At 62.4% G+C, this 17,733-nt stretch carries 11 protein-coding genes; 4 read left to right on the forward strand and 7 right to left on the reverse strand.

What is annotated here, in order from left to right:
• Positions 1 to 140: 140 nt before the first annotated feature.
• The gene (locus ACYQ12_RS14040; RefSeq protein ID WP_459874532.1) at positions 141 to 1,484 is read right to left on the reverse strand and encodes a hypothetical protein; all 1,344 of its coding nucleotides are present in this window, start codon (positions 1,482 to 1,484) and stop codon (positions 141 to 143) included.
• Between the two features lie 275 nt (positions 1,485 to 1,759).
• Here ACYQ12_RS14040 and ACYQ12_RS14045 point away from each other — a divergent pair, with 275 nt between their 5' ends.
• Both ACYQ12_RS14045 and ACYQ12_RS14050 read left to right on the forward strand, forming a co-directional pair.
• Positions 1,760 to 2,683: a J domain-containing protein gene (locus ACYQ12_RS14045; protein ID WP_459872885.1), complete on the forward strand. Its 924-nt coding sequence runs from the start codon at positions 1,760 to 1,762 to the stop codon at positions 2,681 to 2,683.
• Entirely contained in the window at positions 2,667 to 3,083 is a 417-nt protein-coding gene (locus tag ACYQ12_RS14050) for a hypothetical protein (RefSeq protein WP_459872887.1), read from the forward strand. The genes ACYQ12_RS14045 and ACYQ12_RS14050 overlap by 17 nt, the downstream gene beginning before the upstream one ends.
• 15 nt (positions 3,084 to 3,098) lie before the next feature.
• Here the strand turns inward: ACYQ12_RS14050 and ACYQ12_RS14055 are convergent, their stop codons facing one another.
• Positions 3,099 to 5,546, reverse strand: a complete 2,448-nt coding sequence (locus tag ACYQ12_RS14055; RefSeq protein WP_459872889.1) for a glycogen/starch/alpha-glucan phosphorylase — start codon at positions 5,544 to 5,546, stop codon at positions 3,099 to 3,101.
• A 270-nt stretch (positions 5,547 to 5,816) separates the two neighbouring features.
• Between ACYQ12_RS14055 and ACYQ12_RS14060 the strand changes: the two genes are divergently transcribed.
• Together ACYQ12_RS14060 and ACYQ12_RS14065 are read left to right on the forward strand one after the other, a co-directional pair.
• Positions 5,817 to 6,350 carry a 2,4'-dihydroxyacetophenone dioxygenase family protein gene (locus tag ACYQ12_RS14060; protein WP_459872891.1) on the forward strand — a complete coding sequence of 178 codons (534 nt, stop codon included), beginning with the start codon at positions 5,817 to 5,819 and terminating at the stop codon, positions 6,348 to 6,350.
• Between the two features lie 193 nt (positions 6,351 to 6,543).
• On the forward strand, positions 6,544 to 6,891 hold the full coding sequence (locus ACYQ12_RS14065; protein WP_459872893.1) for a putative quinol monooxygenase: 348 nt from the start codon (positions 6,544 to 6,546) through the stop codon (positions 6,889 to 6,891).
• Positions 6,892 to 6,990: 99 nt separating this feature from the next.
• On the opposite strand, the gene glgB is transcribed toward ACYQ12_RS14065, so the two are convergent.
• The 5 genes from glgB to ACYQ12_RS14090 form a co-directional block, all read right to left on the reverse strand.
• Positions 6,991 to 9,207, reverse strand: coding sequence for a 1,4-alpha-glucan branching protein GlgB (gene glgB / locus ACYQ12_RS14070; protein WP_459872895.1), 2,217 nt, complete (start codon positions 9,205 to 9,207; stop codon positions 6,991 to 6,993).
• A complete protein-coding gene (treS, locus tag ACYQ12_RS14075) occupies positions 9,200 to 12,532 on the reverse strand; it encodes a maltose alpha-D-glucosyltransferase (RefSeq protein WP_459872897.1) in 3,333 nt (1,110 codons plus the stop codon). The genes glgB and treS overlap by 8 nt, the downstream gene beginning before the upstream one ends.
• A gap of 104 nt (positions 12,533 to 12,636) precedes the next feature.
• Positions 12,637 to 14,664: an alpha-1,4-glucan--maltose-1-phosphate maltosyltransferase gene (locus tag ACYQ12_RS14080; RefSeq protein ID WP_459874533.1), complete on the reverse strand. Its 2,028-nt coding sequence runs from the start codon at positions 14,662 to 14,664 to the stop codon at positions 12,637 to 12,639.
• A gap of 46 nt (positions 14,665 to 14,710) precedes the next feature.
• On the reverse strand, positions 14,711 to 16,963 hold the full coding sequence (gene glgX / locus ACYQ12_RS14085; RefSeq protein ID WP_459872899.1) for a glycogen debranching protein GlgX: 2,253 nt from the start codon (positions 16,961 to 16,963) through the stop codon (positions 14,711 to 14,713).
• 130 nt (positions 16,964 to 17,093) lie between these two features.
• Complete coding sequence (locus ACYQ12_RS14090; RefSeq protein WP_459872901.1) at positions 17,094 to 17,723, reverse strand: DUF2934 domain-containing protein; 630 nt, start codon at positions 17,721 to 17,723, stop codon at positions 17,094 to 17,096.
• Positions 17,724 to 17,733 lie beyond the last annotated feature (10 nt).

The raw sequence follows: 17,733 nt of genomic DNA on the forward strand, positions 1-17,733 counted from the left end.
CTTCGGTTGATACGCTCTCGGTACATCGCGCGTGTTGGACAATCCATCGTTTGCTCCTTGAGCGTAGCAGCGATTCGGCCGAAGCAAAAAGCGTACCGGAACCCAGCATGATGTCTTGATGACTCTTACTTAACGCCCCCTTACATGACAGCCTCGACGTCGATGATGCGTGAGCGATTCATGACGATCTTCCAGCGCTGCAGGGTCTGCTGCTGATAGCCCCCCGTCTCTCTGGTGATGAGATTGACCAGATAGCGCTTCTCCACGGTCGTCTTCGATACCTCGTCATCCTCGCGCTGGTAGATATGGTGGGAGCCCTTCTCCATCAGCTTGGACAATACGCTCAGATCGAGCAGCAGCGTCTCGCGAACCTCTTCATAGCCGCTCAAGAAACGCGTCGGCGACATGCGCGAGCTGTTGCCGTAATGCAGCACGGTCTCCTCACGCTGGGTCACACTGGCCTTGCGGGCCCCACGGATATCGTCGTCGAGCTTGTGGACGCGTTGATAGTCGAACCACTCGAGCTGGCGCCCGACCAGTTCGCCGCTATGCACATCGTAGTACTGACGCCGCCACTTGGGCCTTCCCTTGCGCAGCCAGCGCCAGAGCGTGTTGCGCAAGTCATCCTTGAACACCTCGCGCAGGGCGTAGATGACTGCCAGCGTGAGCACGAACAGCGAAGTGATACCACTGAGCGCCTTATTGGCCTGCAGGACGGTCAGCGTGACGAAGATCATCACCACCGCCGTTGCGATACCCTTGACCAGCTTCTCCTCGCCGCTGCCCAGTTCCTGGGTCTTTTCCTTCAGCGTGACGGGATGCTCGATCAAGCGACGTAACAGCCGCATCTTGTTGGAGATCCGCTCCGGCTCCTGAGTGGCGCGGCTGGAGTTGTAGTTCTGTTCCAGACGGTAGACGTTTTCCGCATCACAGATTTCCAGCAGCCACGCCTTGATGGTGTCGTAGTCCTCGTTGCGTGGCAGTTCGGCGATCAGCGATAAAAGGCGCTGCTCGGTCGCCCAGGACAGGTAGTTGTCGATGTTGACGTAATATTTCAACAGGTTGTCATCGCTGGGAATGTTGCGCCGCAGGCGCTTCAGGATGCCGACCGCCAGCTCCAGCAGCTCCTCGATCTGGGCGAGCGAACTCTCCTCCCGGGTATCGATCAGTTCCCGCGTCGAGGTTTCCAGCGCCACCACGTACTGATAGGCGTACAGGCTCAGGCTGAGACGGTACTGCTCGCTCGACAGTTTGCCGCGACTGGCCAGGCGACTATGCACCAGCGGGAGGTGATGCTTGTCGCTGTAGTAGGTGCGCTTGAGGTGGATGGCGTTATGGTAGAACTCGTTTTCCGACACCACATCGGTGCTCAGATCCAGCTCACCGGGCACGAAAAGGTACAGATCCAACTTATGAGAGGTTGCCTCTCGGAGCACTCTAGATATCTTGATATTGAAATCATCCTTCCTCTCGACGGTAATCACGCTGCGGATGGACTCCCCTGAGCAACTGCGAAACCGCACGTTATATCACGTCGCCAGGCATTTTCGCTGGGCAAGGAGTGCGATGATGATGAGGCTTTTCATCGGATACGGCATTAACCGTACAATGAGCCGTACAAACGTTTGCCAGACGTCAAGCCGGAGGGCTTGCAACGCCTGCGGGAGTGGTGAACCATAACCGGCTGCTTGCCCGCTCCGTTACGCCAGGTGTGGGCAGATTCGCCACTTCGCCAGTGTCTACCCTCTCGGAGCCGGGCATGGTCAATACCCGCTTTTCACCTTTCGAGCTGCTGTTGCTCAAGAGCAGGAGCCAGACGGATACCGCCGCCCTGCTGCTGCTGGCCTGGGTCATGGCTCACCGGGCACCGGTCACCGAAAGCGGTGGACAACGCCTGACCGAACTGTCGCGGCAGTTCCGCCACGGCCATGAGCTACAGCCCGTCATCGATATCGCCAACGCCCAGGATCTCGAAGCCATCCAGCTGGCCGCGGAAGTGCTGCAGAAGGATCGTTATGGCGAAGCGGCGATGGCCTTTCTGCGTCAGGCCATCGGGCTGGCGCTGGACGAGGGGCGCCTGGCACCGACCAGCAATTACCTGCTGCGTTTCCTGGCCGATCTGCTGGGCGCATCCCCCCGTCAGTTCGAGCAGCTCTACAGCGAGGTGGCAGGTGGAAAGTTCGAGCTGCCGGACGATCTCAGCCGCGCCGATTATTGGCATGCGCGAGAGCAGGTCCGCCAGCGCACCCGGCAAGAGGAAGAGGCTTCGCGTCAGCGCGAGCATGCCCGGCAGTCGCACCACCGCTCCTCGCATCAGCAGAAGGAGTCCCACCATCAGCGCCAGGGTTCTTCCCGCCAGCAGGAAGGGGCTTCTCATCAACACCGGGAGTCGTCGCAGCAACACTCCTCGCACCAGCGATCGTCACGACACGGCGATGGCGACCAACGCAATCACGACCGTCCTCATGTCGATAGCCGAACCCTGAATGCGCTGATCGTGCTGGGCCTGGAAGCCGGCGCCTCACGCGAGGACATCAAGCGCGCCTACCGGCGCCTCGCCCAGAGCCACCATCCGGATCGGTTCTTTTCGCGCGGGGAGGCCGTCATGGCCAATGCGTCACGGCGCTTTCAGCGAATCAAGAACGCCTACGAATTTCTAATGCACGATGCGCGATCTCTATAAACGCCTGGGCATCGATGCCGATGCCCCCGCCCCCCGGATCACGGCGTCGCTCGACAGCTGCCCCAATGCCGCGCTGAAAGCGGACGCCATGGCCGTGCTGAGCGTTTCGTCCCGCCGGGACGACTACGATGCGCTGCATCGCACGCTGTACGACATCGGCCGTCTGCGGGCACGCCTGGGGCTGACCCATGGCGAATATTGGCAGGGCAGCGTGGCCAACGATTTCACTGCACCTGCGGATAGCCGGGTATCACGCTACGACGACCTGACGGTGAAAATCACCCGTGCCGTCAGGCTGCATAACGCCCTGTGCGGCTGGCGCCGTCGTCTTCCATGGCTGGCGGGTACGGGCGCACTCCTCGCCACGCTGGGTGCCGTCCTCGTCCAGATCTGGCCATGACACGGCCGGACGCGGTTACAGCGTATTCCAGATTCGCGTGGCGTATTCGTGTACCGCGCGATCCGACGAGAACCAGCCCATGTGCGCGGTGTTGAGGATCGCCGAGCGCCACCACCGTTCAGGCTGTTGCCAGTATTCGGCGACCTGGCGCTGCTCGGCCCAGTACGCCTCGAAATCGGCACACACCATGAACCGATCGCCATGCACCAACCCTTCCACCAGTTCGACGTAGCGCCCCGGTTCCTCCGGTGAAAACACCCCGCTGCGGATAGCATTCAGCGCCTCCGCCAGGCGAGGCGAAGCCGTGATCGCATCCTCGGCATTGGTACCGCACTGAACAATGCGCTGCTCGATCCCCTGTTCCGTGAGCCCGAAGATGAACATGTGTTCTCCGCCGATGTGCTCGCGCATCTCGACATTGGCGCCATCCAGCGTCCCGATCGTCAGAGCCCCGTTGAGCGCCAGCTTCATGTTGCCAGTACCTGACGCCTCCATGCCCGCCGTGGAAATCTGTTCGGACAGATCGGTGGCGGGAATGATGCGCTCGGCGAGGCTGACGTTGTAGTTGGGCAGGAAGACCACCTTCAGCAGCCCGCGCACCGTCGGATCGTGGTTGACGATGCGCGCGACGTCGTGGGCCAGCTTGATGATCAGTTTGGCCTGGCGATAGCTGGCAGCGGCCTTGCCGGCGAAGATCTTGACCCGCGGCACCCAGTCCCGGGTCGGGTCGGCACGAATCGCTTCGTAGAGCGCGACGATGGCCAGCAGATTGAGTAGTTGACGCTTGTACTCGTGAATACGCTTGATATGCACGTCGAACAGCGCTAGAGGATCGACGATGAGATCGCTCTGCTCCCTGATGAACGCGGCCAGCCTCTCCTTGTTGTGACGGCGCTGGGCGACGAAACGCTCGCGAAATGCACTATCGTCGGCATATTCGACCAGTTGCGACAGCGTCGACTCCGGCGTGTCGAGAATGTCCTGGCCGAGCGTGTCGATCAAAAGCCTCGTCAGTCCGGGATTGGCCTGCTGCAGCCAGCGCCGGAAGGTGATGCCGTTGGTCTTGTTGTTGATACGCTCCGGGTAGAGGCGATGGAACTCGGCGAAGACCGTCTCCCGCATCAGCTCGGTGTGCAACGCCGAGACACCGTTGACGCTGTGCGAGCCCAGAAAGGCCAGATGGCCCATGCGCACGCGCCGCCCGCTGCCCTCCTCGATCAGCGAGACCGCCGAGAGCCGGTCGTCGTCATCGCCTTCCCCGACGCGCAGTTCATCGAGATGACGGGCGTTGATCAGGTAGATGATCTGCATGTGACGCGGCAGGACCCGCTCCATCAACGAGGCGGGCCAGGTTTCCAGCGCTTCCGTCATCAGGGTGTGATTGGTGTAAGCGAAGATGTCGACCGTGATCTTCCAGGCGTCTTCCCAGCCGAGCCCCTGCTCATCGATCAGCAGGCGCATCAGCTCCGGAATGGCGATCGCCGGGTGGGTGTCGTTGAGCTGTATGGCCACTTCGTCGGGGAGCTGATGCAGGTCATCGTGATGCTTGAAATGACGGCGCAGGATGTCATGCAGCGAAGCGGCGACAAAGAAATACTCCTGACAGAGCCGCAGTACCTGCCCCGCCTCGTTGTCGTCAGCCGGATAGAGGATCTGCGACAGCGCCTCCGCGCGGGCTTCGTCGAGCACCGCACCGACGTGGTCGCCGGCGTTGAAGGTGTGCAGATTCAAGCCGACCTTGGCCCTCGCCCGCCACAACCGCAATGTGGTGACATGATGGCCACGCCAGCCGACGATGGGCAGATCGTATGCAACGGCACGCACCCGCTCCGCCGGCGTCCAGACATGCCGGGTACCGCTGGTGTCCGACTCGAGCGGCTCGACACGTCCGCCGAAGCCGACCTCGAACAGCACGTCCGGACGTTCGAACTCCCAAGGATTGCCGAAATCCAGCCAGTTCTCGGGCTGCTCGGTCTGCCAGCCGTCATCGATCACCTGACGAAACAGGCCATGTTCATAGCGGATACCGTAGCCATGCGCGGCGATGCCCAGCGTGGCCATGCTCTCCAGATAGCATGCCGCCAGGCGCCCCAACCCGCCGTTGCCCAACGCGGCATCGGGTTCGAGATGGCGGATGCGGTCGAGGTCGACCCCCAGCTCATGCAACGCGGCGCGGGCCGCGTCGAGCAGGCCGAGATTGCCGAGGCTGTCGAACAGCAGCTGGCCGATCAGAAATTCCAACGAAAAGTAATAGACACGCTTGCGGTCACGGCGATGCATCTCCCGTGCCTGGGGCATCCAGCGGTCGACGACGCGATCACGCACTGTCAGCGCCGTGGCGATCAACCAATCATGATCGTGGGCATAGGCCGGGTCCTTGCCCACCGTGTAGGTCATCTTGGCAAGGATCGAGGCACGCAGGGCAGCCACTTCGTTGGGCGAAACGAAAGGAAACATCGACATGGGAACCACCTCGATGGCAAGACACGCATTGTCAGGCAAGGGATATGACACCCGCCGTAGCTGTAAAAAGCGCAGCAAGCCTGCCGCGAGGCAAGTGCCGCCCTTCCATTATGGCTTATCGCTCGCCTGACGCTGCACAAGCCGTTGCAAGGCGCTGTCCGCCCGGCGCGGCGGATACGCCATTGGGCTAATGTTCCCCCGACAGGGCACTGCTATAGTCAAGTTACCTTGCCAGGCAAACCACAATCACAACCGATGAGGAGCCCCGCCATGCCCGAACTCGCAACGACGGAATTCTGGAAAGACCTCGCCCCGATCGCCAACTGCTTCAAACCCGACACCCTGCCCGAGGTGCATATCGCCAACGCCCCCACGGACGACGAGCGATTTTACGTGCCCTTCTCGGAAACGGTGTCCTCGCGTCCCCTGTGGATATCGCCGGCACAAAACCGCTGGTGCGATGTGCTGATGGCCAAGGGCGCCGGGCTGGTCAACCGGCACTATCATCCCAACGAGGTCTTCGCCTATACCATCTCGGGCAAGTGGGGCTACCTGGAACACGACTGGACGGCGACAGCCGGCGACTTCGTCTACGAAACGCCGGGCGAAGGTCATACGCTGGTCGCCTACGAGCATGACGATCCCATGCGGGTCTTCTTCATCGTCAAGGGCCCGCTGATCTGGCTGGACACCGAAGGCAATGCCGAGGGCTACTTCGACGTGCATGACTATATCGCCCTATGCCGCGCCCATTACGACAAGGTCGGCCTGGGTGCCGAATATGTCGACACGCTGTTCCGCTAGCCGGCGGTTCGCAATCTCGCATTACGCCTCGATCCAGATAGCCATGGCCGCGCACGCCTTGACCCTTGCTTAAGCCGACGATGATATCTCAGCCAACGATATCCCTTGACAGAACAGCGCGGCCCCTACCGGTACCGGTCGCCGGAATGCTATTGTCGGGCGCTTCCACAGCCGTCATCCGACCGGAGATTTCATGTCCCAGAAAATCTATTGTGTAGCCAGCTTCAAGCCCAAGCCCGGCAGGGAAGAGGCCGTCTTCAAAGCGCTGCAGGCCCTGGAACCCAACGCTCACCGCGAGGATGCCTGCCTGCACTACACCGTGACCCGCCATATCGACAACCCCTACGCCCAGGGCACCAGTTACCCCATCGTGTTCCATGAGATCTGGGCCAACCGCGAGGCGTTCGAAGCGCACTGCCAGCGGCGCGAGATTCGCGATTTCTTCGCCACGCACCTCGAATCACCCGAGGGCGATATCGAGGACGCCAATGTCTGCGTCTACACCGACGAGCCGCAGGGATTCGACGCTCCGCAACTCTGAACATCGCAAGCGGAGTTGGATTCCCGGACAGCACGGTACCCATAAAGACAACAGCGGAGCCTTGGCTCCGCTGTTGTGTACGGCTGTCACTTGGAGACGCTAGCGCGCGGGACGCAGCACCACTACCGCCAGCGGCGGCAGCGTCAGTCCCAGGCTGGCCGTCTGGCCATGCAACGGCGAATCCTGAGCCACGAGTTCGCCCATGTTGCCTACGTTCGAGCCGCCATAGAGCTCCGCGTCGCTGTTGAATATCTCCTCCCAGCGCCCCGGATTGGGCACCCCCATGCGATAGTCGTAACGCGGCACCGGCGTCATGTTGGCTACCACCAGCAGCGGCTCGCCCTGCGCGCTCCAGCGCAACCAGGCGAAGACACTGTTGGTGTTGTCATCGCCGACCACCCAAGCGAATCCCGAGGGCTCGCTGTCGCGCTCGTGCAGCGCAGGCTGGCTCGCATAGAGACGGTTGAGATCGCCGACCAGACGCTGCACACCGGCATGGCGCGGCTCACCGAGCAGCGACCAGTCGAGTTCGCGGTCATGGTTCCACTCGCGCCACTGGCCGATCTCGCAGCCCATGAACAGCAGCTTCTTGCCGGGCTGCGTCCACATAGTGGCGAGATAGGCTCGCAGATTGGCGAATTTCTGCCATTCGTCGCCGGGCATCTTGTTGATCAGCGAGCCCTTGCCGTGTACCACTTCGTCGTGGGAAATGGGCAGCACGTACTTCTCGGAGAAGGCATACACCATCGGAAAGGTCAGCTCGTTGTGAGCGTAGGAGCGATAGACCGGATCCTTCGAGATGTATTCCAGGGTGTCGTGCATCCAGCCCATGTTCCACTTATAGGCGAAACCCAACCCACCTTCCGAAGTGGGCTGCGTGACGCCGGGCCAGGCGGTGGACTCCTCGGCGATCACCACCGCGCCGGGTGCCTCTTCGGCGACCACGTCGTTGAGGTGACGCAGGAAGTCGATCGCCTCGAGATTCTCCTGGCCGCCGTACTGGTTGGGTATCCACTCGCCTTCGTTGCGCGAATAGTTGCGATAGAGCATCGAGGCGACGGCATCGACGCGCAGTGCGTCGATATGGTAATGGCGCAGCCAGTGCAACGCCGAGGCCAGCATGAAGCCGTGCACCTCGCGCCGTCCCAGATTGTAGATATAGGTGTTCCAGTCCTGGTGGAATCCCTCGTAAGGATGCTCGTACTCGTAGAGCGCCGTACCATCGAAGCGCGCCAGGCCATGCGGATCGGTGGGAAAGTGCGCCGGCACCCAATCGAGGATCACCCCCAGACCGGCCTGGTGGCAGGCATCGACGAAATAGGCGAAATCCTCAGGCTTGCCGAAGCGCCCGCTGGGTGCAAACTGCCCCAATGGCTGGTAGCCCCAGGAGCCGCCGAAGGGGTGCTCCATGATCGGCAGCAGTTCGAGGTGCGTGAAGCCCATGTCGCAGACATAGGGAATCAAGTGCTCGGCCAGATCCCGCCAACTGTAGAGCTCGCCGTCGTCGCCGCCGTGCTTGCGCCACGAGGCGGCATGCACCTCGTAGACGGAGATCGGCCGATCGGGCTCCTGATGCTCGCCGCGCCGGGCGATCCACTCGGCATCATGCCAAGTGAACGGTGTCGTGTCCGCCACCACCGAGGCAGTGCTCGGCGGCATCTCGGTGGCCAGCGCCACGGGGTCGGACTTGAGGGACAGCGCACCGTGCGCGTCGAGAATCTCGTACTTGTAGGGTTCACCCGGCCCGATCCTGGGTACGAAGAGTTCCCAGACCCCAGCAGGATGGCGCAGACGCATCACGTGCCGCCGCCCGTCCCAGCCGTTGAAATGGCCGACCACCGAGACGCGTCGTGCGTTGGGCGCCCAGACGGCAAAGCGTACCCCCGGTACCTCCTCTACCTCCATCGGCTGCGCTCCCAGGCAGTGGCCCAGGTTGCGATGGTTGCCCTCCCCGATCAGGTAGAGATCCATCTCGCCAAGCAGTAGATCGAAGGCGTAGGGATCCTCGGTCTCGTACTCGCCGCCGGGCCAGCGGATACGCAGCCGATAGGGTGCGGCGTGGGGAATCCGGGCCGCGAACAGGCCCGGAATCTGCACCGAGTTCAGGCTGCATCTCAACGTGCCGTCCTCGCGGTTCAGCACGTCCACGCCCAGCGCTCCGGGCAGATAGGCACGCAATACATACCCCGTCTCGGTCTCGTGCACACCGAGTACGGAAAACGGATTGCCGTGGGTACCGCGCGCCAGGGCTTCGGCATCGTCCGCAGGAAGCCACAGGGCACGATCCATGGCGGATTTGGCAGGCAGTTCAGTCATGCGGACCCCTCATGGTCAGTTGGCCGACAATCGTCACCAGGCCGCGCAGAGGCACACCCAACCAGGTGGGCCGGTTGGCTGCCTCGTAGGCGATCTCGTATGCCGTCTTCTCCAGGATGAACAGCTCCAGGGCGGCTTCGGCCCCGCCCTGTTCGCGCCAGCGGTGCGGCAGTGTCTCCGCGCTGGCCCGGTAGGCTTCCAGGAAGGCGCTGCGCCCCCGGAACAGATACTGCTCGGCAACGTCGTGGCCGGCATGGGTCACGGCTTCATCGCCCTCCTCACCGGGCAGCATCTCGTCGATCATCGCTCCGGCGTAGTCGAACGAGCGCAGCATGCCCGCCACGTCGCGCAGCGGGGTATCCTTGGCTCGACGCTCTTCCAGCGGGCGGGCGGGCTCGCCCTCGAAGTCGATGATGTAGGCGTCGTCGTGAGCGACCAGCACCTGCCCCAGGTGCAGATCACCGTGGATACGCGTGAGCAGGCTGCCTTCAGCCCGCCGCGCCAAGGGCTCGATGGCACTCAGCAGCGCGTCACGCTCGGCCAGCACCGTCTGGGCCATCTGCTGTTCGGCCTCGCCGGCGTTGTCCTTGTGGCGAGCCAGCAGATCCAGTGCCTCTTCGACCCGCTCGCGGACCCGCTGGGCCCACATTCCGACATGCGCCTGATCGGCGACCTCGGGAGTGAAGGCGGGATTCTCGCTCGGCGAAGCCAGCACCTGATGCAGCTCACCGAGTCGCTGTCCCAGCGTGGCGGCAAAGGCTTCCAGCTCGTCGAGTGCGCCATATCCCTCCTCGCGATTCTGGCCTTCGATGGAAGCCTCGCGGATCGCTCGTTCCAGGGTATTGCGCGTCCACGACCAGGCATCGCCCTGATTGTCGATGAACCCTTGGACGATCATCAGCGTCTGCGGCTCGTCCTGCTCATCGTAGCGAGTGACTTCACCATACAGGGGGGCGACATGGGCAAAGCCCCGCTCGCTCAGATAGCGGCCGATTTCGGCTTCGGGGTGCTGCCCCGGCTCGAGCCGCCGGAACAACTTGATGACGACCTGATGGTCGATGATCACCGAGGTATTCGACTGTTCGGCACCCTGCTGGGAGACATCGGGGTTCTCCGGCAGCTCGAGAGTATCCAGCGCCGATGTCGGCAAGAAGCGTACCTCGCCGGCAGTGCTGGGCAGCGTGGCAGACTTGCGCAGGCCCGCGATCACCGCGAGAGCAAAGCTGTCGAGCGTCGAGGCGTCGGTCAGCAGTCCCACCTGGCGGCCCCGGCGCACCCGGGCCAGTGCCAGTTGCTGAGCCACGGCACGGGCCTTGTCGTCCTCGCCGAGAAACGCCAATGGCAGCTGATAACGCTCGACACCCTGCGCATTGCGCACTTCGAACTCGCTGAGCAGCACGGGATTCTGGACATCCTCGAGACGCGTCACATAGAGCAGTCTGACCTGCTCGATACGCGATTGCTTGGCCGCGAACCAGCGCCGCTTGGGCAGATAGGTCGGCAGCGCCTCGCGCTCCAGCAGGCTGCGCGAGGAAACATCGAGGATCTCCTCGAGGCGCCGCTTGACGATCAGCGTGACATACTCCGGCATCGGCTCCGGTGTCGGCACATGCCAGGACGGCATGGCGCTTTGCGGCGCCAGCAGGAACCAGTAGAAGCCGTAAGGCGGTAACGTCAGCAGATACGGCAATTGGCCGATCGGCGGGAAGGCGCTACCGCCGACCATTTCCACCGGCACCTGGCCGGCGAAGGCCGACAGGTCGAGTTCCACCGCCTGGGCGTTGCGCGCCACGTTGGCCACGCACAACAGTACCTCGGACTCGCCGTTGTCGAGCGTCATCTCGCGCAGGTAGGCCAGAATATGGCGGTTGCTGGGATACAGCGGGCGCATGGTGCCGCGGCTGAAACCGCGATGCTGGCTGCGTACCGCCAGCAGACGGCGCATGCTGTTGAGCAGCGAATGCGGATCACGGATCTGGGCCTCGACGTTAACGGACTGATAGCCGTAAAGCGGGTCCATGATCGGCGGCAGCACGAGACTGGCCGGATCGGCCCGCGAGAAACCGCCGTTACGGTCCACCGACCACTGCATGGGGGTACGCACGCCGTCGCGATCGCCGAGATAGATGTTGTCGCCCATGCCGATCTCGTCACCGTAGTACAGCACCGGCGTGCCCGGCATCGACAGCAGCAGGCTGTTGAGCAGTTCGACGCGGCGCCGATCACGCTCGAGCAGCGGCGCCAGACGTCGCCGGATACCCAGATTGATGCGTGCCCGGCGGTCGGCGGCGTAATGGTTCCAGAGATAGTCGCGCTCCCTGTCGGTGACCATCTCCAGCGTCAGCTCGTCATGGTTGCGCAGGAAGATCGCCCACTGGCAGTTGGCGGGAATCTCGGGGGTCTGGCGCAGGATATCGGTGATCGGGAAACGATCCTCCTGAGCCAGCGCCATGTACATGCGCGGCATCAATGGGAAATGAAATGCCATGTGGCACTCATCGCCCTCACCGAAATAGGGGCGCGTATCCTCCGGCCACTGGTTGGCTTCGGCCAGCAGCATGCGGTCGGGGTAGCGCTCGTCGATTACCGCACGAATCTTCTTGAGCACATTGTGGGTTTCGGGAAGATTCTCGTTATTGGTGCCTTCGCGCTCGACCAGATAGGGAATGGCATCCAGGCGCAGGCCGTCGACCCCCAGGTCCAGCCAGTACTCCATGACCTTGAGCACTTCGTCGAGCACCTGCGGGTTGTCGAAGTTGAGATCCGGCTGGTGGGAGTAGAAGCGGTGCCAGAAATAGGCATTGGCGACCGGATCCCAAGTCCAGTTGGACGACTCGGTATCGAGAAAGATGATGCGCGTGCCCGGATATTTCTGGTCGCTATCCGACCACACATAGAAATCGCGTTCCGGCGAACCGGGAGGCGCACGACGCGCCCGCTGGAACCATTCGTGCTGATCGGAGGTGTGATTGATGACCAGCTCGGTGATCACGCGCAGCCCGCGCTTGTGGGCTTCACTGATGAAGCGCTGGGCGTCGTCGAGAGTTCCGTAGTCCGGGCTGACTCCGGTGTACTCGGCGATATCGTAGCCATCGTCGCGACGCGGCGAAGGATAGAACGGCAATATCCACAACGTGTTGACGCCGAGACTGACGATGTAGTCGAGTTTTTCGATCAGGCCGTTGAAATCCCCGATACCGTCATCGTTCGCGTCGAAGAACGACTTGACGTGCACCTGGTAGATCACGGCGTCCTTGTACCACAGCGGATCGTCGAGAAAGTTCATGGCCTCGACGGCGTGGGATTCGCTACTGGCATCCATCATAGGGTTGCCCTCCCTGTCATTGTTTCAGGTCCTGCCCGCAAGCGGCTGTCTGCCGACCTGCGGACATTCCCAGCGGCGTACCGGACGAAAATGCAAGCCAACGTTTAGCGCACCGGTCTGATACGCCAGATGCCGAACGGCAGATGCCACGGCTCGAGGCGCGTCCATTGCCACTTGCCGTGCCATGTCCAGCGATGCCCGGACATCAGGTCTTCACCGTGCAGCGCCGCATCATCCGGCAGGCCGAACTCCCACAGCGGCAGCTCGAAGGTGCCCTCCTGCGCCTCGAACGGATCGAGGTTGATCATCACCAGGATGAAGTTCTCCAGATCGGCGGTACGCTTGCCGAAGAACAGCAGCCTGTCGTTGTGCACGGGATAGATTTCCATGCCTAGATGCGTGTGCAGCGCAGGGTTCTCGTACCGGATACGGTTGAGTTGAGCGATTTCGTAGATGATGTTGCCGGGTGCGCCGTAATCGCGCGGTCTGATCTCGTACTTCTCCGAATCGAGATACTCTTCCTTGCCGGGGATCGGCTCGCCTTCGCACAGCTCGAATCCCGAATACATGCCCCACAGTCCCGATCCCATGGTCGCCAGCGCGGCACGGATCAGGAAACCGGGACGCCCCGAGGATTGCAGAAAGTAGGGATTGATATCCGGCGTATTGACGAAGAAATTGGGACGAAATCCCTCTTTCAAGGGCGATGTGTTGAGCTCGGTGAAATATTCCGACAGCTCCGCCTTGGAGTGGCGCCAGGTGAAGTAGGTGTAGCCTTGGGTGAAGCCGAGCTTGCCCAGGCGCGACATCATCGCCGGTCGGGTGAACGCCTCGGCGAGGAAGATCACCTCCGGGTCGCGCCCGCGAATATCGGCGATCAGCCACTCCCAGAACGGCAGCGGCTTGGTATGCGGATTGTCGACCCGGAATATCTTGACGCCCTCGTCCACCCAGCCCTGCACCACATCACGCAGCGCCAGCCACAACGATGGGATCGCATCCTCGGCATAGAAGTCGACATTGACGATGTCCTGATACTTCTTGGGCGGGTTCTCCGCATAGCGGATCGAACCGTCCGGCCGCCAGGAGAACCAGCCGGGATGCTGCTCGAGCCAGGGATGGTCCGGCGAGCACTGGATCGCGAAGTCCAGCGCGATCTCCATGCCATGGTCGGCGGCGGCGCGCACCAGTCGACGGAAATCCTCGCGCGTTCCCAGCTCGGGATGAATGGCTTCGTGCCCGCCCTCCGGGCTGCCGATGGCATAGGGGCTGCCCGGATCGTCCGGACCGGGAGTGAGCATATTGTTGCGCCCCTTGCGATGCGTGCGCCCGATGGGATGAATCGGCGGGAAATACAGCACGTCAAACCCCATGTCACGGATCATCGGCAGACGCTTGTGCACGTCGTCGAAAGTGCCGTGGCGATGCGGGTCGTCCGTCTCCGAGCGCGGGAACAGCTCGTACCAGCTGGCGAACCGCGCCTTGAGTCGCTCCACGTCGAGCGGATAGGCAGCGTCACTGCGCGTCAGATGCGGTCTCGCATCGGCTTCGTGCATTCGCGTAACGGTCTGGCTGTCCAGCATCAGCGTGACGCGCTCGGCATCACTGGTGCAGGCCTGGAAACGTTCGTGTATCGCCTCCAGCGCCTCGCGCAGCTCGCCCTCCGTACGCTCGATGGCCTCGACCACCAACCGCCGGCCCTCTTCCAGCTCGAGACCGACCGGCACGCCAGCGTGATGTTTCTTGAACAGCTCGTCACGGTAGGTACCGTAGACATCCCACCACGCCTCGATCACGAAGGTATGCCGGCCAACGCGCTGCGGAGTGAAGCTTGCTTCCCAGATATCCCGGCCCAACGGCCGCACCAGATGCATCGGCGCGCGCTGACAGTGGCCTTCGTCGTCGCACCAGCTCACGGCGGCTGACAACGCATCATGACCATCGGCGAAGATCACTGCCGTCACGGTCACCGGCTCACCGGCAGTGGCCTTGGCAGCAAAACGCCCATGATCGAGAGCAGGCTGCACCGACTCGATAGCGATGCGAGGCGCCCGTGCGGCGACGAGTACATTGCTCGGATCCTGCTCGTGGGTCGGTGTGGCGCCCGGCGTCGGACGCGCTGGAGAATTCATAGTCACTGGCGGCTCCTTCCGTCACTGAATCGGAATTCGTAAACGATCAGGCTGTGTCACCGTCTGGTGTCGCAGCCGCTTGCGGGACATCCAGCACCAACTCCAACAAGGCCAATGAACGTCCCTCCAGCTCATACTGCTCGCCGAATGCTCGCCGGCAATCCGCCATATCCGGGGCGCGTGCCGTATCCAGCCGACACACCCAACCGTTACCGCGAGGCACCTCAGGCAGATGAAAGGGCAGCGAATCGTGATGGGCGTTGAACAGCAGCAATAGCGTCACGTCCGCGCCTGCACGCCGAATCCCGGTGGGCTGGGCACGCCCGTCGAGCAATACGCCGAGGCTACGGGCCTCGGGATTTTCCCAACGCTCGACGTCCATCTCTTCACCATCGGGCGCCAGCCAGGTCACCTCCCTGAGGCCCAGTTCCTCGTTGTACTCGCCACTCAGGAAACGTCCGCGCCGCAGGATCGGGTAGCGCTGGCGCAGCGAAATCACATGGCGAAGATAGTCGATCATCACGTGAGCATCGCCGCTCAGGTTCCAGTCCAGCCAGCTGATTTCATTGTCCTGACAGTAGGCGTTGTTGTTGCCCTGCTGCGTGCGCAGCAACTCATCACCGGCCAGCATCATGGGCGTGCCCTGCGAAAACATCAGCGTCGCCAGGAAATTGCGAATCTGGCGCAGCCGCAGCTCCTGGATTCCGGGATCATCGGTGGGCCCTTCCACGCCATGATTCCAGGACAGGTTGTTGCTGTGTCCGTCGTTGTTGTCCTCGCCGTTGGCCTCGTTGTGCTTCTCGTCATAGGACACCGAGTCGTACAGTGTGAAGCCGTCATGTGCAGTGACGAAGTTGACCGAGGCAAAGGGCCGCCGGCCCCGCTGATCGAAGAGATCAGCCGAAGCCGTCAGGCGAGTCGCGAGTTCGGGCAGTTGACCTTCGTCGCCCTTCCAGTAGGCACGCACGGTATCGCGGAAGCGGTCGTTCCACTCCGCCCAGCCCGGCGGGAAGCCCCCCACCTGATAGCCGCCAGGCCCGCAGTCCCAAGGTTCGGCGATCAGCTTGACCTGGCTCAGGATAGGATCCTGGCGGCAGGAATCGAGAAATCCGCCCCCTTCGTCGAAGCCGTGTGGCTCACGCCCGAGAATGGTGGCCAGATCGAAGCGGAAGCCGTCGACACGCATCTCCTCGGCCCAGTAGCGCAGCGAATCGGTGACCATCTGCAGAACGCGCGGATGACTGAGGTTGAGCGTGTTGCCGGTCCCGGTATCGTCGATGTAGTAGCGTTCATAATCCGGCAGCAGCCGATAGTAGGAGGCGTTGTCGATACCCTTCAGCGACAGGGTCGGACCCAGCTCGTTGCCTTCCGCGGTGTGGTTGTAGACCACATCGAGAATGACTTCGAGGTCGGCGGCGTGGAAGCGCGCCACCATCTCCTTGAACTCGTTGACATTGTCGCCTGCCAGGTAGCTGGGATGCGGCGCGAAGAACCCCAGGGTGTTATAGCCCCAGTAGTTTCTCAGCCCCTTTTCCAGCAAATGCTGATCGTTGGCGAAGGCATGGATGGGCAGCAGCTCCACCGAGGACACGCCCAACGAGCGGATGTAATCGATGACCTCGTTTCCCATCAACCCCGAGAAGGTGCCGCGCAGCGGCTCGGGGACCGCCGGGTGGCGCATGGTGTAACCGCGCACGTGCGTCTCGTAGACGATGGTCTGGTCCCAGGGAATCTGGATCTTGCGCGACCGCCCCCAGGTGAAGGCCGAATCGACCACCCGACAGCGGGGCATGAAGGGGGCGCTGTCGCGCTCGTCGAAACTCAGGTCGCCATCGGGATGACCGATGGTGTAGCCGAACAGGGCATCGTTCCAGTCCAGCTCGCCGACAATCTGCTTGGCGTAGGGATCGAGCAGCAGCTTGTTGGGATTGAATCGGTGGCCCTGCTCAGGCTCGTAGGGACCATGAACCCGATAGCCATAGAGCAGGCCGGGCCGTGCATCCGGCAGGTAGCCATGCCACACCTCATCGGTGTATTCGGGCAGCTCGATACGCTCGAGTTCCTGCTTGCCGTCGGCATCGAACAGACAAAGCTCGACTTTGGTGGCATTGGCCGAGAACAGGGCGAAGTTCACACCCAGCCCGTCCCAGGTGGCCCCCAGCGGAAACGGCAGCCCTTCTCTCACCCGTGAGCGTTGCAGAACACCGGGTGATTCGACGGAGGCCGCAGCCATCTCCATCTCGCTGTTCTTCTGATCGTCGGCCAGCGCCTTGTCGGCGTTAGGAGTGTCCTTGCTCATGTCGTCTCTCATCCGTGGCGAAACGTTAGGCACCAGAACTCGGTCGGTACCTGGATAGATGCCAAGATGCTATGGAAGCACCATGCCGGGCGCTGTCATGCAGACCGCATCACCGGCACGGTCGGTATCCTCAGCCTTTGGGTTTGGTCTTGGGCTTCGTCGTCCGAGAGGATGCCTTGGTTGTCGACTTGCTGGAGGCAGTGGACTTGCTGCCGGAAGTCTTGCCCGGCGTCTTCTTGGCACCGCTCGTCTTCCTGGCGGTCTTGCCGGGCACCTGGGCGGTATCGGTCGCATCGGTCGGCGTCACGGTATCCTCGTCGCGCCGGGCCTCCTCCTCAGCACGTTTCACGACAGCGGAGCCTTCCGGTGATTCGGTGACGGGTGCCTGGGCAGGATGCGATGGCCCTTCGGGAGGGGCATAGTCAGACGCCATCCGGTCGTGAACCGGTACGTCGTCCTGAGCCGGCGCATCCTGATACGCCAGGTCCTCGAGCTCGGGGGCTTCGGCTTCGTCCAGCGGCAGCCGATTCTCGTCGATGCCCCGCTCGTCATCTTCCAGCGGCAGATCATCCTCCAGCATGTCCGGCTCGTCATGCCGCGGTTCCTCATCCTCCAGGCGAACCTCCTCACCTGAGGTCCGCTCGGCGGTAACGATCTTCAGGGCCATGTCCCAGTGACGTTGCTGCTGCCCCTCGGGGCGCCCCTCGGATTCCCAGATACGATATGCCAGCTGGCGTATACGCAGTTCGTCGTCTGCCATCCTCTCGCTC

Source organism: Halomonas shantousis (assembly GCF_054654615.1).